We start from the raw sequence: 22,075 nt of genomic DNA, 5'->3' as shown, positions 1-22,075 counted from the left end.
AGGACGTCCTAGTGTACGCCGCCGGGAATCCGCTCAACGGTGCGCTGCATCAATCGTGCGGATGATTCATTGCGCATTGATGCTCGGTGGTGCCGAGGTCGACTTGCAGCGTGGCGTGCTGCATCGAAAAACGTTCGCGCAGTGTGACGACGATGCCGTCGATCGACTCGTCGCCGGGATGGCCGGCCGGCATCACCAGATGTGCACTGAGCGCATTGCCGGTGGTCGACAAGGCCCACACGTGCAGGTCGTGCACGTCGGTGACGCCGGGCTGTCCGGCAAGATAGTCGCGGATGGGCTGCGGGTCGACGCCGGGCGGCACGGCGTCGAGCGCCATGCGCACCGAATCGCGCAGCAGGCCCCAGGTACCATAGACCACCACCGCGACCACCAGCAGGCTCATCACCGGGTCGAGCCACGTCCAGTTGGTGTAGAGAATCACGAGGCCGCTGATCGCAACCGTGGCGGAGATGCCGGCGTCCGCGGCCATATGCAGAAAAGCGCCGCGGATGTTCAGGTCTTCTTTCTGGCCGCGCATGAAAAGCCATGCCGAGAAGCCATTCACCACCACGCCAACCGCCGCGACGACGAAGACCACCATTCCCGCCACCGGTGCTGGATTCATCAAACGCCCGATCGCCTCGGCGACGATCACGCCGCACGCGAACAGCAATAACGCCGCGTTGGCGAGCGACGCCAGGATCGACGAACTGCCGTAGCCGAAGGTATAGCGTGCCGACGGACGGCGCATAGCGAGCCATGCTGCGCCCCAGGCGAGCAGCAGGCCGAGCACGTCGGAGAGATTGTGGCCGGCGTCGGCGAGCAGCGCGGTGGAATGGGCGATCACGCCGTAGACGGCCTGGATCACCACGATCGCGATGTTCAGTGCGACGGCGATTGCGAAGGCGCGGCCGTGGCCTGCGACGGGTGCATAGGCGCGGCTGTGGCCGGCGTGACTGTGGCCCGCATGGCTATCGGCGCTGTGACTGTGGCCAGCGTGGTTATCGTGGCCGTGGTCGCTGTGGCTCTGCACACTGCGGCTGTCTGCGCTTTGGCTGTGATCGTGATCGTGGTCATGGTCGCGATCGGCACCGTGGTCGTGATCGTGGCCGGTGGAGGCGCCGCCGTCGTACGAACCGTGCGCGCGTGCGTCGTGCTCCTGCCCGCCACCCTCAAGCGCATCGTCAGCATCGCGACGAGCCGCACCGTGGCGATGCCCGTCTCGACCATAAGCTCCGCGCTCATCGCCCTCGACCTGCGCATCTTCGCTGTCGATCGCGTCGGACTCCCCATCGAGCCACACCGGCGCGTGGTCGTCCTCGCGTTCTTCGGCGCCCCGGTTCGGGGTGGTGGTTTTCTTCATGACGGGTCCAGGGGAAATTCGCCGGCCGGCTCAGCCACATGCTCGAGCATGCCGGCCAGCATCGCGCTGATGTGACGGTCCGCGGCAAGATAGAACACCTGCTTACCCTGCCGCTCCGCGCGCACGATCCGCGCCGCGCGCAACAGCCGCAGATGGTGGCTCACCAGCGACGGCGACAAGCCCAGCCCCTCCGCAATCGCGCCCACCGCGCGCCGCTCGTCGACGCACGCAAGCACGATGCGCAAGCGCGTCGGGTCGCCGAGCAGGCGAAACAGGTCGGCCAGCGGCACGATCGTCTCCACCGGACGGTCTTCGAAACTGACCGACGATATAGCGGAAGTCATGGTGAACATCATCAATGACATACGTATGAACAGGTGTTCATATGTTATAGATATCGAGATGGCAGGTCAAACAACAGGTCAATTCGGAGGGCGGTCCGGCGAGTGTGGGAAAATGCGGCGTCCGCCTTACCCGAAATTCCATCCCCCGTCATGCAACAAGTATTTGACCGCGCGTTCGCGGCGCATCGTGACGGCCGCCTCGACGACGCCGAACGCGGCTACCGCGCGACGCTCGACGGCAATCCCGTGCACGTCGACGCGTTGCACCTGCTGGGCGTCCTGCGCCACCAGCAGGGCCAGCACGCCGAAGCCGCCGAGCTCGTACGGTGCGCGGTGAACCTGCGCCCGGAAGACGCCGCGCTGCAACTGAACCTCGGCAACGCGCTGAAAGCGTTGGGCCAGATCGACGACGCCATCGAGCAGTTCCGCAATGCGCTCACGCTGGCGCCGTCGTTCCCGATGGCGCACTACAACCTAGGCAATGCGTATGCGTCGGTGGGCCGCCACGAAGACGCCGCCGACGCCTTCGAGAAATCGTTGCGCCTGCAACCGAACGACGCCTCATCGCACAACAATCTCGGCAACGCATTGCATGCGCTCGGCCGTCATACGGAAGCGATCGCGTCGTTCCAGCGCGCGCTCGGACTGCGCCCGGGGCATGCGGGCGCGCTCAACAATATGGGCATGTCGCTGAATGCGCTTGAGCGCGCGGACGAAGCAATCCCTTGCTTTCAGGCGGCACTGGCGGCGGAACCGCGTTTCGTCGCCGCGCACTTCAATCTTGCCAATACGCTCGACGCCACCGGCCGCCACGAAGAAGCCGTCGCCTCTTTCCAGGCGGCGCTCGCCTTGCAGCCGAATCTGCCGCCCACCATCTTCGGGCTCGGTAACGCGCTCGCGGCACTGGGGCGCCATGCTCAGGCGCTACCGTATCTCGAACGCGCGGTGGGTCTCGATCCGCAATTCGCGCTCGCATGGCTGAGCCTCGGCACGGCACATCAAGCGCTCGGCGCGCACGCCGCGGCAGTGCGGGCATTCGATCAGGCGCTGCGTTTGCGCCCCGATCTCGCGTCTGCGCACATGAACCGCGCGCTCGCCTGGCTCGCGTTGCGCGATTTCGCGCGCGGGCTGCCGGAATACGAATGGCGGCTGCAAACCACCGCGCAACCGGCCATCCAGACGTTGCCGCGCTGGCACGGCGAGCCGATCGAACAACGTACGCTCCTCGTCCACGCCGAGCAGGGTTTCGGCGATACGTTGCAATTCGTGCGCTTCGTGCCACTGGCCGCGCAGCGTGCTGCGCGCGTCGTGCTCGAAGTGCAGCCGCAATTGCTGCCATTACTTGCGCCGGCCGCGCAAACGTGGCGCGTCACGCTGATCGCCCAAGGCACACCGCGGCCGGCGGCGGATCTGCACTGCCCGCTGCTGAGCTTGCCGCTCGCGCTCGGCACAACCTACGACACGATTCCCACCCGCACGCCCTATCTCAGCGCACCGCCGGCTTACGGCCGCAAATGGCGCGGCTCGCTCGGCGGTCATGCGAAACGCAAGATCGGCATTGCGTGGTCAGGACGCATCCAGCAGAACGAAACCCGTTCGATGCCGCTCGAGGCGCTTGCTCCGCTGTTCGCGCTCGAAGGGATCGACTGGATCGTGCTGCAACCTGAACTGAGTGCCGAAGAACGCGCGGCGCTCGACACGCATCCGCGCGCCGCGTCGATTCATCGGCTGGATAAACGGATCGGCGATTTTGCGGATACCGCGGCGATCATCGAGCGGCTCGACGCGGTGGTATCGATCGATACGTCGATCGCTCACCTTGCCGGCGCGCTGAAAAAACCGCTCTGGCTGATGCTGCCGTTCGCTGCGGATTGGCGCTGGTTCGTCGGCGAGACGCGCAGCCCGTGGTATCCGGGCGCAACGCTGCTGCGCCAGCCGCAACCCGGCGCGTGGGGCGACGTCGTGGAGGCGGTGGCAAACGAATTGCGCCTTGGATAGCGAGGCGTGATGAAGGCCGTTGCAAACGACTTGCACCTCAGTTAGCGAGGCGGTCTCATCGAAACTGATTGCCAGGTGGCGATGCGACGCCCATGAAAAAACCCCGCGTTCACGAACGCGGGGTTTTTGTTTGTCCGGCTGAACGGTGACCCGTCAGCTCAACCTTAAGCCGTTCGATACTGATCGCGCGACGCCGGCGTGCGATACAGCACCAGCGTCGCGATCAGCCCGCAGATCGCCGCCACGCCCAGGAACAGGCCAGGCGCCGCCTTGTTGCCGGTGGTGTGAATCAGCAGCGTCGAGATGGCCGGCGTGAAACCGCCGATCGTCGTAGCCAGGCTGTAGGCCAGCGAGAAACCGGCGGTTCGCACTTCGACCGGCATCACTTCGGTCAGCGCCACCACCATCGCACCGTTGTAGCTGCCGTACAGGAACGACAGCCACAACTCGACCGCCAGAAGACGGGCGAACGACGGTTCGGCAACCAGCCATTGGAGCGCCGGATACGCGGTGACGATCGTCAGGATCGTGAAGACCAGCAGTACGGGACGGCGGCCGATGCGGTCCGACAACGCGCCCGAGAGCGGCAACCAGACCAGGTTCGACAAACCGATACAGACGGTGACCACGAGCGTATCGATCGACGACAGCTTCAGCACTTCCTTGCCGAAGGTCGGCGTGTAAGCCGTGATCATGTAGAACGACACGGTGGTCATGATGACCATGCCCATGCCGCCGAGCACGATGCCCCAGTTCGCGGCCATCGTCTTCATGATCTCGCCCATGCTCGGATGATGCTTGCGCGCCTTGAATTCCTCGGTTTCCTGCAGCGAACGGCGGATCAGGAATAGGAACGGCACGATCAGGCAGCCGATCAGGAACGGCACGCGCCAGCCCCAGGCCGTCATCTGGTCGGCAGGCAGCACTTTGTTGAGCATCACGCCGATCAGCGCGGCGAACACCACGGCAACCTGCTGGCTGCCCGACTGCCATGCGCAATAGAAGCCCTTGTTGCCCTTGGTGGCAATCTCGGACAGATAGACCGACACGCCGCCCAGTTCGACCCCGGCGGAGAAGCCTTGCAGCAGCCGGCCGCCCAGCACGAGTACGGGCGCGAGCACGCCGATGGTCGCGTAGCCCGGTATCGACGCGACGGTGAGCGTGCCGAGCGCCATCAGGCCGAGGGTGAGAATCAGGCCTTTGCGCCGGCCGTGATGGTCGATATAGGCACCCAGCACGATTGCACCAAGAGGGCGCATCAGGAAGCCCGCGCCGAATACCGACAGCGACAGCATCAGCGAGGCAAATTCGTTACCGCTCGGGAAATAGGTCTTGGCGATCGCGGAGGCGTAATAGCCGTAGACCATGAAGTCGTACATCTCAAGAAAGTTGCCGCTGACCACGCGGAAAACTGTCTTGACTTTGGATTCTCTGGATGAAGCGGTAGCGTGTGACGCAGTAGACATGACATTCTCTGATTAACCCGTCGCCACGCAGACTCGGTGGCGCTCAGGCAGTTGAAACGATTCACCGCGGTTGGCAAGCGGATGCCACAGGCAACTTGATAGAACGCGCCGGGGGCGCTGCATTTTCATGCCGGACGCATTCATGCGGTATCAGGGTAAACGTTGTGAAACAGCCGGAGGCCGCAACACGTAATGTTACCGTTCATGGCACTGTCGCGCATTTCATACAGTTTCATTACAGACAACGCCGGCTCGCCCTTGCGGTAAACTTTTTGCAGACAGGCAATTCCCGTTGACCACCCTCCCGATGCAAACCTCCCGCGCACTTTCGCTGCGCCCTGCGACTCTCGCGGATGCAGCACTGATCGCCTCGATCCATAGCGCTAGCTGGCAGGCTACCTATCGCGGCCTGTTACCGGACGCATTTCTCGACGGCGAAGTGACGCGGGAGCGTGCCGCCTATTGGGAAGCGCGCCTGCGCGCGCCGGGCGGCGAGCGTCGCATGGTTCTGATCGCCGAACTCGCGGACGAGCCGATCGGTTTTGTCTGCGTCGAACGGCAACCGGAGTCCGCGTGGGGTGTCCTGCTCGACAACCTGCATGCGCTGCCGGCGCACCAGGGCATCGGCGCGGGCAAGCTGTTGATGCGCGCGGCCGAGGACTGGGCGCGCGCCCAAGGAGAGAGGCAGTTGTACCTTTACGTACTCGAGGGCAACACATCGGCGATCGGCTTTTATGAAAAGCAGGGCTGGCAGTTTGTCGGCGCCGAACCCGATCATATGGGCGGCGTGGATATTACTGCGTTGCGCTATGTGTACCGGCTGGATCCATAAAACAGGCGCTTCCTCTTTGGTTGTCGTCCGAAAACGGGCCGACTCGGAACTCAATGGCGCGCCTTTTTCGGATCAATCTGATCGTTAGTTGGGCCACTTCCAGGCATCATCTTCCACACCCCGATGGCTTCTCAGTGACCGCTCATGCGGCGGCGTGCTCGACCTGAGTACGGCGTTTCCATATGGCGTTGTGTATCGCGCTTTCACACGCATCGCTTCGAAGCCAGAGCCCCCTGAGCCGCCAGCCCGCGGTCCCTTTACGAGGCGCTGCGAAGATACCAATGTCGACCACCATCCCCCTCACCCTGATCGAAGGCTCCATGCCGCTGCCGAGCCTGTCGCCGCTGGGCCGCCTGCTGCCCGCGCCATTCGGCCGCGATTGGGCGCTGCTGCCGCCGGCGTACAGTTTGCGTGCGGAACTCGAGGCGCTCTATGCGGCCGTGTTACGTACCTTTTGTCTGAATGCGGAAACCATTCGCGCGCTCTGCCAGTGGGAATCGTTGCGCAAGCCGCCGGTTGCATCCCCAGGCTCCGCCTTGCCGGCGCCCTCGACAACCGTGTTCGACCTACCGGCTGATGAAGCTTCGCGAACCTTCGCAGAAACCGCCGCTTTCTCGACGGTCAGCGCACCATCGGTTCCTGCCTCTCCGCGCGGCGGGTCGATGCATTGGGGTGCGCTAGCGGGTAGCGCTTGCGCACTCGGCGGCGCCGCAATGCTTGCCTGGGTTGCGTTCGGCCATCTCTCGCAGCGTCAGGCGATTAGCGAGGTCAAACTAGCGACAAACGCCCCAGTGCGTCAGGAGGCGCAGTTGGCGAGTCGTCACTCGCCTGATGTCGCTGCCCTGCCCTACGCCGATGCTAACAACCGTGCAGCGGCGTCTGCACCGGGCGCTGCTTCGTTGCCTGTGGATGTAGCGAGCGTGGCGGGTGCGTCTGGATCGGTCTCCACATCCGAAGCCGCGTCGCCTGATACTTCATCGCAGGCACTTGCCGCGACTCCGCGGCGCGATTTTACGGCGAGTCCCGCCACGGGAATCGTCACGACAGTCAAGGCAGCGCCGCCGCACGCTACAGCCGGCAGAAACGTTTCGCGACGCAGGGATAAGCTTCGCGAAAGCGCCCCGAGCCGGGACGAACGGAACGGCCGCAGTTCGCAGGCCATCATCGCGACTCAGGTGTCGCCGCAACTGCCATCGCAGTTGCCAAGCATCTCGCCGACGAATTACGACGTGCCGCAGATCACCGTGCCGGCGGCTGCACAACGAACGTCGCCGAAACCGTCGACGGCGGGTCCTTACTCGCCACTCGCGCCATCGCAGCTCGGCACCGAAGAATACGCGTCGATGACCATGTCAGCGGGCACACACCTGCGCAATATTGCGCCACCATCGCGCCCTGCCTCGTCGATCAATCCGCCTGAAAACGCTGGGACAGAATGGGTCAATCAGATGTCGCATCGTCGTGTGACCGAGGTACCTGATCAGTTCGCGAAGTAGGTTCGTAAAGCAGGCGCACCGTTATCGCAAAATCACGGCACAAAAAAAGCCCGGCAATTCGTTTTGCCGGGCTTTTTTACGCTCACGCGCTTACTTCTGGGTTGGCAATCCGAACTCGGTTTGCCGCTGCAACTGCATGACTTCGCCTTGCACCTGACGCAACTGTGCCTGCGCCTTTTCCTTTTCCGCGTGCAGCGCAACCGCCTCGCCTTGCGTCTGCCGCTGATAGTCGTTGACCTTGGCCTGCTGCGTACGCGCGACGTCGAGATCGGCCTGCAACCGTTTCGCGCGATCTTCCGACAACGCGATGATGTCTTCAATATACGCCTTCTGCGCCTGCAACTGCGTGCGGCGAATCTCGACGTCCGCGAGTTGCTCCGTCTGCTGGACGAAGCCAGCGTAGACCGCTTCAGCTCGGCCTACGTCCGCCGACTTGATCACACGCCAGAAATGCTTGTTCTGGAAAAGCGCAACGTAATACGTCATTTCCTGCGGATAGAAAAACAGACTCGCGCCGTAACTGCCGTTATACGTGGTGCGCAATTCGCTCAGCTTCGCGCCGTGAATCATCTGCGTCAGTTCGGCAACATTGCCTTGTGCGTCACTGGCAGCAGCCGGCGTGCCTGAAGCCGCACTGCGCAGCGCAGCAGCGACCGGTTGCGGCGTTAGCGTATTCATGGCCGGGCGCGTACCGACCAGAGGTGCGGCCTCGCCGCTTTGTGCTGCCAGCACGAACCCACCATGCTGCAACAGCGCACACGAGGTCGCGAGCAGCATGGCGCGCCGTACAACTAAGGGGTACTTCATACGTGCATGCTCCATGCAAATCCAAAACAGCTTTAGATTATCGCGCGGATTAGCTGATAAGCGAAGCACTCAGGTGCCACACTGACAGACTTTAAATCGAGATAAATCGAGATAAATCGATAACGAATGATTTGGCTGGGTGGGCCCATTAGTCGCGAAATAAAATATTTCAGATAAGACAAAAACGCAACAATCTGACTCAGGCATCCGTCATGCAGATATTTCCTAATCTGCATGGCGTTCGCACGAATCCAACATTGAGCAGAGCGACAATATGAAGATAAGTAACCCGATGAATAGATCGCTCGACTGCGCGTTTTTATTTCGCACAAGCCCGATGAAAAAGAGACCGCACAAGATCCGTCGGAGAAAACGCGCGACGCATGATCGAGCGGCCCGAGCGCCTCGGTCGACAATCCCTCGCTATCCTGACTATCTTGATAATGTGCCGCCAACGGCCGGCGAATAGCGACCTTCCATCCCGATAAGAAAGCGAAGGGAAAGGGAAAGAGAGAGGGAGCGAGAAAACTCCCGCGCGGTGCGCTGCCGCCGAACATGCCAGCATGCGCACCACAAGAATTCGACCCTGAGAATCCAGACTCGAACGCGCGGCTCAAAGGTGCAGGCTTAAAACCGCGTTTCGCGCGCGACCCGGAGGAAGGTATCGAGCAACGGCGTGCAATCGAGCAACTCCGGACCGCCTGCTCGATGAAACTCCGGGTGCCACTGCACCCCCATCACGAACGGCGCACGCCGATAGCGCACGGCCTCGATGATGCCGTCCGACGCCGATACCGCCTCGATATTCAGATCGCGGCCAAGCGTCTTGACCGCCTGATGGTGTATCGAGTTGACGATCGCCTCACGCCGGCCCGGAAACATATTGACCAGGGTCGAGCCATCCGGGAAATGAACGCTGTGCCGATGCTGATCGTAGTTCTCGTTGACGTGCGCACCGGCGGTCGGCACGTCGGTGGCAATGTCCTGGTACAGGGTGCCGCCGAACGCCACGTTGATCAGTTGGCAACCGCGGCATACGCCGAGCACCGGCTTGCCCGACTCGATGAACTCGTGCAGCAGTTCAAGTTCGTACATGTCGCGCACGCGGTCGCCCGGCCACTCGTGGCTCGTCGCCTGTTCCGCATAGGACTGCGGCGAGACATCCGCGCCGCCCTGCAGCAGCAGGCCGTCGAGATGCTTTGCATAGTCGCGCAAACGGATATTGCTCGGATGCAGCATGCCCTGATGGCCGACCGTCGGAATCATGAACACCAGCACGTCGCGCGACATGACCCAGTGCGCAATCGATTCCTCGAGGTATTGCAGCGTCTTGCCCCGCAGCCCCTTCGCGCCCGGCTCCGGGTGGAAGATGCGCGCCGACACGCCGATGCGCAGCGTACGCTGCGTGATCCTCTGGCCCGCGCGATCGAACAGTTGGCGCGCGCGCGCCGCGACGATGCGGCCGAACACGGTCCACGCCGAATCGCTTTGCTTCAGATAGCGCGGCGGCGAAGGCGGCAACGCGTTCGGCGGCGGTGGATTCGATGCCGTGAAGTCTGGCGCAGCGCCAAAACCCGGCGGCGGCGAGCCGGCCGGGCGAGCCGCGGCGGCAGCTTTCCCCGCCTCTTCCACTGTTCCTTCTTTTTCCGTGACGGCAACCTCGTCAGCCGTCCCGCTCAATTCGCCGACGAGCGGATCGCTGCCTCCGACCGTAATCGGACGCGAAACGGGACCTTTGGCGACATGGCCCGTTCTGCCGGCTGCCTCGCGCTCATGGACCTCGGCCTCCTGCTTCGCGGTCGACGCGGCAGCCGCACTGCGCGCTTCGGCCGCGTCGCGTTGCTGCGCCGTTTGCGGACTGGTGGGAGTAACCGTGGACGCGCTCTCAGGGTCGTCGGTCGACGACCTCACCGCGGCTTCCTCAGCCGCCGGCGTCACGACGTCCTTGATCGCGGACTGAATGGAATCTTCGTGGGAGAGCGGTAGCGAGGCCACCGGCTCAGGCGGCAAAGTGGCGGGTTTCGCTTCGCCAGGGGTTGTGCCGGACGGCACTGACGACGTCGTAGGCGTAGGCGTCCGCGACGGCGACGATGGGCTGCCGGGCTTGCCGGCGTTTTCAGGTTTGTTTTCGCTCATGACTGTCAGACAGGCGCCTTCCACGCGAACGAATGAATATGCCCTGATTATCCGCTAGCGCGGCAAGCCCGGCAAACCCGCACACAATTACTCACATTGTTGCGGGCCAGGACACGGAACCGTCTAACTTAAGGATCCGGCTGTTCATCGAACGTTTCGCGCAGCGCGATCTGCATCGCCGCGTGGATTTTCACGCACCAGCGCCAGACCAGCGCCAGCAGCAGCGCGGCGCAAACCAGCACTGCGGTCAGGAGACCCGTCGGCGGCAAAATGCTGCCGGAGAGCGCCGCGACCAGCAGGAACACGCCGACCATCGAGACCACCGGCACCAGGTCGGAGATCGCGTAACGGATCGCACGGGTGAAGCGCCCCGCTGTCGCCGGCTGCACGCTCACCTCGGCAAGCAACAGCGCGAGCGACTTGGTCTTGCGGTAGACCGCCACCAGGAACGGCATCGACAACACCAGCGCGATGCTCCACAGCACCACACGCTGCATCGGCTCGGAAGCCATCCAGCGGGCGAGCAACGTGCTGGCGTACGGCGCGCTATACGACACGATCAGGAAGATCGCCGCGACCAGCGCGAGATTGACGACGATCTGCAAAATGATCCGCTGCGTCATGCTGAACAGCGTCGGCTCGCCGGTCCCGGTGCTCAAGCTGCGCAGCCACTGCCCATACATGCTGAACACGTTGGCGAGCGTCGGTGGCATCGCCTGCCCGAGGCGCTGCGTCAGCGGATCGGCGGCGCGAATCAGGTAAGGCGTGAAAAGCGTGGTCAACGCGGAGACGGCCACCGCGATCGGATACAGAAACGCGCTCGTCACCTTCAAGGTCAAGCCGAGCGACGCGATGATGAACGAGAACTCGCCGATCTGTGAGACGGTCATGCCGACCCGCATTGCCGTGCGTCCATCCTTGCCAGCGAGAAAAGTGCCGAGGCCGCATGAAACGATCTTGCCGACGATCACCGCCACCGTAATCACCGCTATCGGCCATGCGTAGTCGACCAGCACGGCCGGGTTCAGCATGAGTCCGATCGTCACGAAGAAGATCGCCGAAAAGGCGTCCCGCAGCGGCGCGATCAGGTGCTCGATCCGATGCAGATGACGCGACTCGGCCATGATCGCGCCGATCAGGAACGCGCCGAGCGCCATGCTGTAGTCGAGCTTCACCACCAGCAGACAGAAGCCAAAGCAGAACCCAAGCACCGACACCAGCAGCATTTCGTCGCTTTTGGCGCGCGCCACGTAGTTCAACGCGCGCGGCACGACCAGAATGCCCACGACCAGCGACACCGTCATGAAGAGCAACAGCTTGCCGAGCGTCACAACGGCGACTCCCGCGCTCAACTGGCCGGTCTGCGCAATGCCGGAGAGCAGCACCAGCATCGCAATGGCGAGAATGTCCTCGACGATCAAAATGCCGAACACCAGTTGCGCGAAGCTCTCGCGCTTCAGGCCCAACTCGGACAGCGCCTTGACGATGATGGTCGTCGACGAGATCGCGAGAATCGCGCCGAGAAACAGCGAGTCCATCGGACTCCAGCCGAACGCGCTGCCGATCTCGTAACCGATCCACAGCATCAGCACGATTTCGGAAAGCGCCGCGACGATCGCCGTCGCGCCGACCTTGAACAGCTTGCTTAGGCTGAATTCGAGCCCGAGCGAAAACATCAGGAACACCACGCCGAGTTCGCCGAGCGTCTGGATGGTCTGCTCGTCGTGGATCAGCTGAAACGGCGGCGTGTACGGCCCGATGATCACGCCCGCGGCGATGTAGCCCAGCACCACCGGCTGTTTCAGGCGATGGAACAGCACGGTGACGACGCCGGCGAGCGCCATCACGACCGCCAGATCCTGAATGAAGCCGATACCGTGATGCATGAATGCGCTTCCTTACAAATAGTAACGTCTCAAAAAAAGCAGTGTAACGCACGCATGCGTCGCACCGAATCGCGCAAACGTCGAAAGGGCATGGGATTCACCGGAGCGCAAAGCACACAAGGCACACAGCTAACCGCGTCATCCGAAACTTTTTTGACACGCTGGACACCAGTGAAATATCACAATAATATTTGACGCATATTTTCTTGGGAGTCGAGTGATGCAGCAGGTGTCGTTCAATGTGGTAGATCGTTCCGGCGAGCGGCGCGCCGAAAGCGTCGAAGTGAATCGTCTGACGATCGCCGGCTGGGCCGGGCGCGATCAGGCGGCGATCGAGCATCACATCGCCGAACTGGCCGAGCTCGGCGTGAAGCGGCCGTCCACCACGCCCTGCTTCTATCGCCTCGGCGCGGAGTTGCTGACGCAGGCCGAACAGATCGACGTGGTCGGCGTAAAGTCGAGCGGCGAAGCGGAGTGCGTGCTGCTGCGCTCGAAGGCGGGGCTGCTCGTCACCGTCGGATCGGATCACACCGACCGCGAAGTCGAGGCCTACGGCGTCACTGTGTCCAAACAGGTTTGCCCGAAGCCGGTCGCACGCGACGCATGGCGTTTCGACGATGTCGCCGGCCACTGGGATCAGCTTGAACTGCGTGCTTTCGCGGTGACCTGCAACGGCGAGCGCCGCATCTATCAGCAAGGCACCGTCGCCTCGCTGCTGCCGACAGTCGATCTGCTGGAGCGCGCGCCCGTCACGGAAGGCGCCGCGATGTTCTGCGGCACGCTGGCCGTCCAGGGCGGGATCGTCGGCATGGCCGACGGCGACGCGCTCGAACTCGAACTGCACGACCCCATCCTGAACCGCACGCTGCGCCACGCTTACCGCGTGCATGCGCTACCTATCGTCGAATGAGGCACCCATGAGCTCCCCTTCGCTATCCGCCAACGCCGATGCGTCGTCAGACGCGCGGCTCGAAGCCGACGCCCTGCGCAAGATCACCTGGCGCATCATGCCGTTCCTGTTTCTCGTCTACGTGTTGTCGTACCTGGACCGCGTCAACATCGGTTACGCGAAGCTGCAGTTCACCGGCGACCTCGGCCTTTCGAATGCGGCGTACGGACTCGGCGCGGGAATCTTTTTCTTCGGCTACTTCGTGTTCGAAGTGCCGAGCAATCTGCTGCTGAAGAAGTTCGGCGCGCGCGCCACCATCGCCCGCATCACGATGCTATGGGGGCTGCTGTCGTGCCTGATGATGTTCGTGCACTCGGAAACGATGTTCTACGTGCTGCGCTTTTTCCTCGGTGTCGCTGAGGCCGGTCTGGTGCCGGGCGTGGTGCTGTATCTGACCTTCTGGTTTCCGTCCGACCGGCGCGCGCGGATGGTTGCCGTGTTCATGGCGGCGATTCCGGTCGCGGGCATCATCGGCGCGCCCTTGTCGGGCTTTCTCATGTCGGCGCTGCATGAAGCGCACGGCTTGCGCGGCTGGCAATGGATGTTCCTGATCGAAGGCATTCCGTCGATCCTCGCCGGCTTCTGGGCGCTCGCCGTGTTGCGCAATACGCCCGCTGAAGCCGCCTGGCTCACCGACGACGAAAAGCGCGTCATTCTCAGCCGCCTCGCGCGGGAAAACACGGTCGCGGCAGCCGGCGGCGCCGAGCATAGCCTTGCGGTCGCCTTGCGCTCGGGCCGATTCTGGCTGCTGACGCTGATCTATTTTTGCCTCGTCACCGGCAATGCGGGCTTCTCGTTCTGGCTGCCGCAGATCGTCAAGGACCTCGGCGTCACCAACCTCGTCGCCAACGGCTTCGTCACCGCGATTCCCTACCTCGCCGCGGGCATCGGCATGATCCTGATCGGCCGCTCGTCGGATATCACGGGTGAGCGGCGCTGGCACTACGCCGTGTGCTGTTTCATCGGCGCAGCGGGCCTGCTCGGCAGCGCGTCAGTGACGAATTCGATTCCGCTCGCCGTCACCGGTTTGTCGATCGCCTACATCGGCATTCTGGCGGGCTTCGGCATCTTCTGGTCGATGTCCACCACGTTCCTGCAAGGCACAGCGGCCGTTGCCGGCATCGCCGTGATCAACTCGATTGCGAATCTGGCCGGCTATGTGAGCCCCTATGTGCTCGGCATCGTCAAGGACGCGACGCATAGCGTGACCTTCGGGCTGGTGCTGATTGCGGGCGCGTTGGTCGTCGGCGGACTGGTCACATTGATGATGCCGCGCGTGAAGGTGCAGCACGCCGCGGCGGTGACGCCGAGGAGCGCCTGAGATGTTTTGATTGCAGTGACTACCGTGATGTAGGACCACGCATCACGCGCAGACAGCGCCGGCAAGCAACCTCCCGCCAGGCGCCGTCCGCGCAAAACCTTGCTCTACAATGCGGACGACACCGTCCGCTCCCTTTTCACATGACGCTTTTGCAGACTGCCCGCCGTTCCAGTGCCCCCCGCGAGACCGCCACAGCGAGCCTCGCCGAACAGGCTTATGCCTTCGTCAAGCGCGAGATCATCACGATGCGCCTGCGGCCGAGCGAGGTGCTCAACGAAGCGGAATTGATGACGCTGACGGGCATCGGCAGAACGCCGGTTCATCAGGCGCTGCACCGGCTGGTGCACGAAGGCATGCTCACCATCATGCCGAGAAAGGGCATCATGGTCCGCCCGGTTTCGCTCGACGACGTGCTGGCGATCATCGACGTGCGGCTCGTCAACGAAAGCTACTGCGTCGAACTGGCCGCGCGCCACGCGCAGCAACACGATTTCGACGCGATGCAGACTTTGCTCGAGCGCTCCGAGCGGTGCGTTGCCGCGCACGATATTGAAGGCATGATGGATATCGACCGCGAATTTCATCTGGCGATTTCGGCGGCGTCGCGCAACCCGGTGCTGGCCGACATCCTGCGTGGGCTGCATGAGCGCTCGCTGCGCTTTTGGTTTATTTCGCTCTCCGAGCCGCACCATCTCGAAGACGTTCACGAAGAACATCTGGAACTGTTTCGCCTGCTGCGCGAACGCGATGCCGAAGGCGCCCGGCAATCGGTGCAAAAGCATATCGAAGCGTTCCGCGCGACCTTGTTCAACCGCATCTGATCGACCGCGTTTCATCGAACGAATTTCATCGACCGCAGCCAATCGACCTCACAACCGGCTTCACCCGGTTCAACTGGATTCTCCCGATACCATGGCCACTGAATTCACGCCCTTCCCGCCGCTAGCCCAGCTTGCCGCCGATCTCGCCGCCGGCCGCACCACGAGCCGCGCGCTTGTCGAAACCGCGCTCGAACGGATCGCCGATCCGGCCGGCCAGGGCGCGGTCGCCTTCATGCATGTCGACGCCGACAGCGCCCGCGCCGCGGCTGACGCGCACGACCGCCTGCGCGCCGCCGGCACGGTCCTCTCGCCGCTCGCCGGGATTCCGGTGTCGGTCAAAGACCTGTTCGATATCGAAGGCCAGCCGACTCGCGCCGGTTCCGTGGTGCTGGCCGACGCGCCCGCCGCCAAGGCGGACGCAGTCGCTGTCGCGCGCCTGAAGCGGGCGGGCGCGGTAATCGTCGGGCGCACCAATATGAGCGAGTTTGCGTTTTCCGGACTGGGCCTGAACCCGCACTATGGGCATCCGCTGTCGCCGTATCAGCGCGGCGTGAAAGGCGACGAGCGGATTTCGGGCGGTTCTTCGTCGGGCGCGGCGGCATCGGTCGCGGACGGCATGGCCGCCATCGCGCTCGGCACCGACACCGGCGGCTCGATCCGCATCCCGGCAGCACTGTGCGGCCTGACCGGCTTCAAGCCGACCGCAGATCGCATCCCGAAACAAGGCGGCGTGCCGCTTTCGCCGACGCTCGACTCGTTCGGGCCCATCGGCGTCTCGGTCGCCTGCTGCGCGCTGGTCGACCGCATGCTGGCCGGGCTCGAGCCGCGCATCCCGACAGCCCGCCCGCTTGAAGGCGTGCGCATGGGCGTATTGACCAACTTCGTGACCGACGGCGTCGAACCGGCTGTCGCCGCCGCGATCGACACGGCGCTCAAGCATCTGGAAGCAGCCGGCGCGATCGTCAGCGAAGTGCGCTTCGCGCCGCTCGACCGTCTGCCCGAAATCAACCGCTTCGGCTTTTCGCCGATCGAAGCGTATGCATGGCACCGTCCGCTGCTGGAAAAGCACAGCGAGCAGTACGATCCGCGGGTGCTGGTGCGCATCCTCAAGGGTCAACCCGCCAGCGCCGTCGACTATCTGGACCTGGTCGCCGAGCGCCAGGCCATGCTCGAGGAAGCTGCGCGCACGCTGTGGCAGCGTTTCGACGTGGTGGTCGCACCCACCGTGCCGGTCGTGCCGCCGCGCGTGGCCGATCTGATGACCGGTGACGACGCGTTTGGCCGCACCAACGCGCTGATTCTGCGCAATCCGAGTGCATTCAACTTCCTCGACGCCTGCGCGCTGTCGCTGCCCTGCCACATGCGCGGCGACGCGCCGGTCGGCCTGATGCTGGCAGGCGCGCCGCATGCCGACGACGCCTTGCTGGCCATCGGCCGCGGCGCCGAACGGGTGCTCAACGCAATTCGCTGATCGGGATCTGGGCAGACTCCGGCCGGGCACGGACCGGTATTGCGACTTAAAAGCGCGATAAGCGCCAGGGCGGGGGTTCGCGCTAGAATCGCGGGCACCCGCCCTTTCCGTTTCCAGACAGCCACACGACCCATGAATAACGACAATGCGATGTTGCGCCGCGAGCGCTCCCTGCTGGTTCTGCTTGGCCTGATCTGCGTTGGCCTCGTTGCCGGCGCGCTGTATCTGCAATACGGCTTGCATGAAGACCCCTGCCCGCTGTGCATCATCCAGCGCTACTTCTTCCTGTTGATCGCGATTTTTGCGTTCCTCGGCGCGCGCTTCAACAGCTGGCGCGGCGTGCGGCTGCTGGAGGTGATGGCGGCCCTGTCGGCGTTGGCCGGCATCGTCGCCGCCGCGCGCCACGTGTATGTTCAGGCGAACCCGGGCTTCAGCTGCGGTTTCGACGCGCTGCAGCCGGTGGTCGACAGCTTGCCGCCCGCGCACTGGCTGCCGGGCGTTTTCAAGGTCGCCGGGCTCTGCGAAACGGCCTATCCGCCGATCCTCGGTCTGACGCTGCCCATGTGGTCGCTGGTTGCCTTCGTAGTGGCTTTCGTGCCGCTGGCGCTCAGCCTGCTCAAGAATCGCCGCCGCTTCGCCTGAACCAGTAGTTCCGATCAAAGTAAGCGGCTTCGCGCCGGCCTTTGCACCGTCTCTTACGGCGGCGCGAAGGCCGGCGTTTTCACATCGGCTCCGGCTTCGTGAATTCGGCTATGCCAACCCTCGGCCAGCCCGGCCAGTAATCGCTGCGCCTCGCTTTTGCGGTAAAACAACGCGACGGGCAAGCGTAAATGCCGAGCCGTGCCCACGCGCTTCCTGCAACGCTTTGTGCGCCGCAGCAATGCCCATAGTCCGGCTCCGCCCCGCCTGATTCCCCCCATCCGCCCCGCCTCACGCAACTTCCCGCCACCGCGCGAATCGTACTTATCACATGACCGCTTCCGAATAAGCTTCATGCGAGTTGGGAAATCTTTTCGGGACAAGGTAGTGCTATCTTCGGAACTGGATGGCGATCTACGTGCGCGAGGCCGGCTTTGGCGCGACCCCATGCGTAACGCGCGCCCGGTCCGCACTGTCTTTCGGATTCGCCATGACAACGCAAACCATCCGCTTTTATCACCAGGGGTCCGTCCGTGAGGTCGCGGGCGTCCCGGCGTCGCGCACCGTGCTTCAGCACCTGCGCGAGGATCTGCATTGCACGGGCACCAAGGAAGGCTGCGCGGAGGGCGACTGCGGCGCCTGCACGGTTGTCATCGGCGAACTGGATGCAGAAGGCGGCATCGCGCTGAAAGCGGTCAATGCCTGTATTCAGTTCCTCCCGGCGCTGGACGGCAAAGCCCTCTTCACCGTCGAAGACCTGCGCGCCGCCGACGGCGCCCTGCACCCCGTGCAACAGGCCATGGTCGATTGCCACGGCTCGCAGTGCGGCTTCTGCACGCCCGGCTTCATCATGTCGATGTGGGCGCTGTACGAAAACCAGCCGGCCGCCGCGGGCCTCCCCACCCGCGATGAAATCAACGCCGCGCTATCCGGCAATCTGTGCCGCTGCACCGGCTACCGGCCAATTGTCGACGCGTCGCAAAAGATGTTCGACTACCCGCAATATCCGCGCGTGACGCTGGACCGCAAGGCGGTCGCCGACACGCTGCGCGAGATTCAACGCCGCGACACCTTCGAATACAGCGCGCCCGATGCGCGCGGCGCCACGTTCGGCTCGCCCGCCTTCTATGCCCCGGTCACACTCGATGCGTTCGCCAGACTGCGCGCCGAGCATCCGCAGGCACGCCTGCTGGCCGGCAGCACCGATGTCGGCCTGTGGGTCACCAAGCAGTTCCGCGATCTCGGCGACATTCTGTATATCGGCAACGTCGCCGAATTAAAGACGATCGAGCGCGACGCGCAGACGCTCACGATCGGCGCCGCCGTCACACTCGAAGACGCCTATGCGGCGCTCGCCGCCGATTACCCCGAACTGGCGGAACTGTGGACGCGCTTCGCGTCGCTGCCGATCCGCAATGCCGGCACGCTCGGCGGCAACGTCGCGAACGGCTCGCCGATCGGCGATTCGATGCCAGCGCTGCTCGCGCTCGACGCCGAAGTCGTGCTGCGCCACGGCGCCAAAACCCGCACGCTGACGCTCGACGCGTTCTACCTCGGCTATCAGAAAACCGCGCTCGCGGCCGGTGAATTCGTCGCGGCGCTGCGGGTGCCGCGTCCGGCCCGCGATCTGCGTTTTCGCACCTACAAGGTATCGAAGCGCTACGATCAGGACATCTCCGCGGTGTGCGCCGCGTTTGCGCTCCACATCGGCGAAAACGGCACGATCACGGACGCCCGCATTGCGTTCGGCGGCATGGCCGCGACACCTAAACGCGCTGCGCAAACCGAAGCCGCGCTGAATGGCGCAACATGGAACGAAAGCACCACGCGGCAAGCGATGAACGCACTCGTCGCCGATTATCAGCCGCTCACCGACATGCGCGCCTCGAGCGCCTATCGACTGAAGGTGGCGCGCAACCTGCTGTGGCGCTTCCACCTCGAAACGCGCGATGACGCGCCGCTCGCCCTCTTCGACGTGAATGCGTTCGCGTACGAATCCGGCGTGCCGGACGCAACCGTGGCCGTCGCAAAGGAGTCGTCGTGATGAACCGGACCGATGCTTTCGTCGAACATGCTGCAAGGCACACCGCCGCTCAGGAAAGTGAGACGGCGATTGGTGTGTCGTTGCCGCACGAATCCGCCACGCTGCATGTGAGCGGCGAAGCCACTTACACCGACGACGTCCCCGAATTGCAAGGCACGCTGCACGCGGCGCTAGGACTCTCGCGGCACGCGCACGCGCGGATCGTGTCGCTCGATCTGGACGCCGTCAGAAAAGCCCCCGGCGTGATCGCCGTGCTGACCGCCGAAGATATCCCCGGTGAGAACAATTGCGGACCCGTGCTGCACGACGATCCGATTCTCGCGGTAAACGAAGTGCTGTATCTCGGCCAACCGGTGTTCGCGGTGATCGCCGAAACGCATGAGCTCGCGCGCCGCGCCGCAGCGCTCGCTAAAAGCGATGACGTCGTGCGATACGAACCGCTCGACGTCGTTCTCACGCCCGCCGAAGCGAAGGCCAACAAGCAGTACGTCCTGCCGCCGCTGCATCTGAAACGCGGCGACCCCGACGCGCAAATCGCCGCCGCGCCGCATAAAATCCGCGGCACGTTTGAAGTCGGCGGCCAGGAACAGTTTTATCTCGAAGGTCAGATCGCGTACGCCGTGCCGAAGGAAATGGACGGCATGCTCGTCTACAGCTCGACGCAGCATCCGAGCGAAATGCAGCAGGTCGTCGCGCATATGCTCGGCTGGCCGGCGCACAACGTCGTGTGTGAATGCCGGCGGATGGGCGGCGGCTTCGGCGGCAAGGAATCGCAATCGGCGGTGTTCGCGTGCGTGGCCTCGCTGGCAGCGAAACTGCTGCGCCGCCCAGTCAAACTGCGCGCCGATCGCGACGACGATTTCATGATCACCGGCAAGCGCCACGACGCGGTCTACGAGTACGAAGCGGGCTTTGACGATAGCGGCCGCATTCTCGGCGCGCGCGTTGAAATAGCGTTGAGAGCAGGCTACTCCGCCGACCTGTCGGGCGCGGTCGCGACACGTGCCGTCTGTCACTTCGACAACGCGTACTACCTGTCCGACGTCGACATCGTCGCGTTGTGCTGCAAGACGAATACGCAGTCGAACACCGCGTTTCGCGGCTTCGGCGGCCCGCAAGGCGCGTTGGTGATGGAAGTGATGCTCGACAGCATCGCGCGTCAATTGCACTGCGACCCGCTCGACGTGCGGCTCGCCAACTACTACGGCATCGGCGAACGCGACACGACGCCGTACGGACAACGCGTCGAAGACAACATCATCGCGCCGCTGACCGATAAGCTGCTCGAAACCAGCGACTACCGCGCCCGCCGCGAAGCGATCGCCGCGTTCAATGCAAACAGTCCGGTGCTCAAACGCGGCCTCGCGTTCTCGCCGGTGAAGTTCGGCATCTCGTTCAACGTGCCGTTTCTGAATCAGGCCGGCGCGCTGGTCCATGTGTACAAGGACGGTTCGGTGCTCGTCAATCATGGCGGCACCGAAATGGGCCAGGGGCTCAATACGAAGGTCGCGCAGGTTGTCGCGAATCAGCTCGGCTTACCGCTTTCGCGCGTACGCGTCACGGCAACCGATACGTCGAAAGTCGCCAACACCTCGGCAACAGCGGCGTCCACCGGCAGCGACCTGAACGGCAAAGCCGCCGAAGCCGCGGCGCGGACCATTCGCGACCGGCTCGCCAAACTCGCGGCAAAGCAACTCGGCGGCACCGCCGACGCGGTGGAATTCGTCAATGGTGAAGTAACGGCGAACGGCGGTGCGATGCCGTTCGAGCAGCTGGTCGGCGCAGCGTATCTGGCGCGCGTGCAGTTGTGGTCGGACGGTTTCTATACGACGCCGAAAGTGCACTGGGATGCAAAAACGCTGACCGGTCACCCGTTTTATTACTTTGCGTATGGCGCAGCGGTGTCGGAAGTGGTGATCGACACGCTGACCGGCGAATGGAAACTGGTGCGCGCGGACGTGTTGCACGACGCCGGCCAATCGATCAATCCGGCAATCGATATCGGCCAGGTGGAAGGCGGTTTCATTCAAGGCATGGGCTGGCTGACCACGGAAGAATTGTGGTGGAACCGCGATGGCCGCCTGATGACGCACGCGCCGTCGACGTACAAGATTCCCGCCGTCAGCGATACGCCCGCGGCGTTCAACGTGCAGCTTTATCAGAATCAGAACGCCGAGCCGACCGTGTTTCATTCGAAGGCCGTAGGCGAGCCGCCTCTGCTGCTGCCCTTCTCGGTGTTCCTCGCCATTCGCGACGCAATCGCGGCGGCGGTGCCGGGCGCGGAGAATGCGCCAGCGTTGCGCGCGCCGGCCACGCCTGAAGCGATTCTCGATGCACTGGACGCGTTGCAACCGTCCGTGACGGCAACGGAACACGCTATAGGAGAAACGGCGGGACAACCGGCGAAACAGCCAACAGAAGCGGCAATCACGGCCACAGCTGCCACTACGCCGGTTTAGCAACATGACGAAACGTTGAACGACATCAAGCAACGTTAAGCAA

General features: G+C 63.6%; 16 protein-coding genes. 10 read left to right on the top strand and 6 right to left on the bottom strand.

What is annotated here, in order from left to right; all coding sequences use genetic code 11:
* Positions 1-49: 49 nt before the first annotated feature.
* Positions 50-1,363, bottom strand: a complete 1,314-nt coding sequence (locus B0G76_RS03425; RefSeq protein ID WP_259460488.1) for a cation diffusion facilitator family transporter — start codon at positions 1,361-1,363, stop codon at positions 50-52.
* On the bottom strand, positions 1,360-1,707 hold the full coding sequence (locus B0G76_RS03420; RefSeq protein WP_120296171.1) for a helix-turn-helix transcriptional regulator: 348 nt from the start codon (positions 1,705-1,707) through the stop codon (positions 1,360-1,362). The genes B0G76_RS03425 and B0G76_RS03420 overlap by 4 nt, the downstream gene beginning before the upstream one ends.
* Positions 1,708-1,857: 150 nt before the next feature.
* On the opposite strand from B0G76_RS03420, the gene B0G76_RS03415 reads away from it, so the two are divergent.
* Entirely contained in the window at positions 1,858-3,705 is a 1,848-nt protein-coding gene (locus B0G76_RS03415) for a tetratricopeptide repeat protein (protein ID WP_120290110.1), read from the top strand.
* Between the two features lie 164 nt (positions 3,706-3,869).
* Here the strand turns inward: B0G76_RS03415 and B0G76_RS03410 are convergent, their stop codons facing one another.
* Positions 3,870-5,171 (bottom strand): MFS transporter, encoded by a 1,302-nt coding sequence (locus B0G76_RS03410; protein WP_120290108.1) that lies wholly within the window; start codon positions 5,169-5,171, stop codon positions 3,870-3,872.
* A 307-nt stretch (positions 5,172-5,478) separates the two neighbouring features.
* Between B0G76_RS03410 and B0G76_RS03405 the strand changes: the two genes are divergently transcribed.
* Positions 5,479-6,003: a GNAT family N-acetyltransferase gene (locus B0G76_RS03405; RefSeq protein WP_120290106.1), complete on the top strand. Its 525-nt coding sequence runs from the start codon at positions 5,479-5,481 to the stop codon at positions 6,001-6,003.
* Positions 6,004-6,284: 281 nt separating this feature from the next.
* Entirely contained in the window at positions 6,285-7,499 is a 1,215-nt protein-coding gene (locus B0G76_RS03400; RefSeq protein WP_120290105.1) for a hypothetical protein, read from the top strand.
* Positions 7,500-7,589: 90 nt separating this feature from the next.
* Here B0G76_RS03400 and B0G76_RS03395 read toward each other — a convergent pair whose 3' ends face one another.
* The 3 genes from B0G76_RS03395 to B0G76_RS03385 all read right to left on the bottom strand — a co-directional run bounded on the left by B0G76_RS03395 (position 7,590) and on the right by B0G76_RS03385 (position 12,328).
* Positions 7,590-8,306, bottom strand: a complete 717-nt coding sequence (locus tag B0G76_RS03395; RefSeq protein ID WP_120290103.1) for a DUF2968 domain-containing protein — start codon at positions 8,304-8,306, stop codon at positions 7,590-7,592.
* Positions 8,307-8,933: 627 nt separating this feature from the next.
* Positions 8,934-10,442, bottom strand: a complete 1,509-nt coding sequence (locus tag B0G76_RS03390) for a gamma-glutamyl-gamma-aminobutyrate hydrolase family protein (RefSeq protein WP_120290101.1) — start codon at positions 10,440-10,442, stop codon at positions 8,934-8,936.
* A 128-nt stretch (positions 10,443-10,570) separates the two neighbouring features.
* Complete coding sequence (locus B0G76_RS03385) at positions 10,571-12,328, bottom strand: cation:proton antiporter (RefSeq protein ID WP_120290099.1); 1,758 nt, start codon at positions 12,326-12,328, stop codon at positions 10,571-10,573.
* 220 nt (positions 12,329-12,548) lie between these two features.
* On the opposite strand from B0G76_RS03385, the gene B0G76_RS03380 reads away from it, so the two are divergent.
* The 7 genes from B0G76_RS03380 (at position 12,549) to xdhB (ending at position 22,032) form a co-directional block, all read left to right on the top strand.
* Positions 12,549-13,238 carry a DUF2848 domain-containing protein gene (locus tag B0G76_RS03380; protein ID WP_120290097.1) on the top strand — a complete coding sequence of 230 codons (690 nt, stop codon included), beginning with the start codon at positions 12,549-12,551 and terminating at the stop codon, positions 13,236-13,238.
* 7 nt (positions 13,239-13,245) lie between these two features.
* Positions 13,246-14,598 carry an MFS transporter gene (locus B0G76_RS03375; RefSeq protein ID WP_120290095.1) on the top strand — a complete coding sequence of 451 codons (1,353 nt, stop codon included), beginning with the start codon at positions 13,246-13,248 and terminating at the stop codon, positions 14,596-14,598.
* Between the two features lie 140 nt (positions 14,599-14,738).
* Positions 14,739-15,419 (top strand): GntR family transcriptional regulator, encoded by a 681-nt coding sequence (locus tag B0G76_RS03370; protein WP_120290093.1) that lies wholly within the window; start codon positions 14,739-14,741, stop codon positions 15,417-15,419.
* Between the two features lie 91 nt (positions 15,420-15,510).
* The gene (locus B0G76_RS03365; RefSeq protein ID WP_120290091.1) at positions 15,511-16,890 is read left to right on the top strand and encodes an amidase; all 1,380 of its coding nucleotides are present in this window, start codon (positions 15,511-15,513) and stop codon (positions 16,888-16,890) included.
* A gap of 132 nt (positions 16,891-17,022) precedes the next feature.
* Complete coding sequence (locus tag B0G76_RS03360) at positions 17,023-17,532, top strand: disulfide bond formation protein B (protein ID WP_120290089.1); 510 nt, start codon at positions 17,023-17,025, stop codon at positions 17,530-17,532.
* A gap of 487 nt (positions 17,533-18,019) precedes the next feature.
* The gene (gene xdhA / locus B0G76_RS03355) at positions 18,020-19,573 is read left to right on the top strand and encodes a xanthine dehydrogenase small subunit (protein WP_183081978.1); all 1,554 of its coding nucleotides are present in this window, start codon (positions 18,020-18,022) and stop codon (positions 19,571-19,573) included.
* Entirely contained in the window at positions 19,573-22,032 is a 2,460-nt protein-coding gene (gene xdhB, locus B0G76_RS03350; protein ID WP_120290085.1) for a xanthine dehydrogenase molybdopterin binding subunit, read from the top strand. Before xdhA ends, xdhB begins: the two co-directional genes overlap by 1 nt.
* Positions 22,033-22,075: the final 43 nt, after the last annotated feature.

It is taken from the genome of Paraburkholderia sp. BL23I1N1 (assembly GCF_003610295.1).
Taxonomy (GTDB): Bacteria; Pseudomonadota; Gammaproteobacteria; order Burkholderiales; family Burkholderiaceae; genus Paraburkholderia.
Note: the sequence above shows the minus strand (reverse complement) of the source record. Positions and strands in the feature narration are given on the sequence as shown.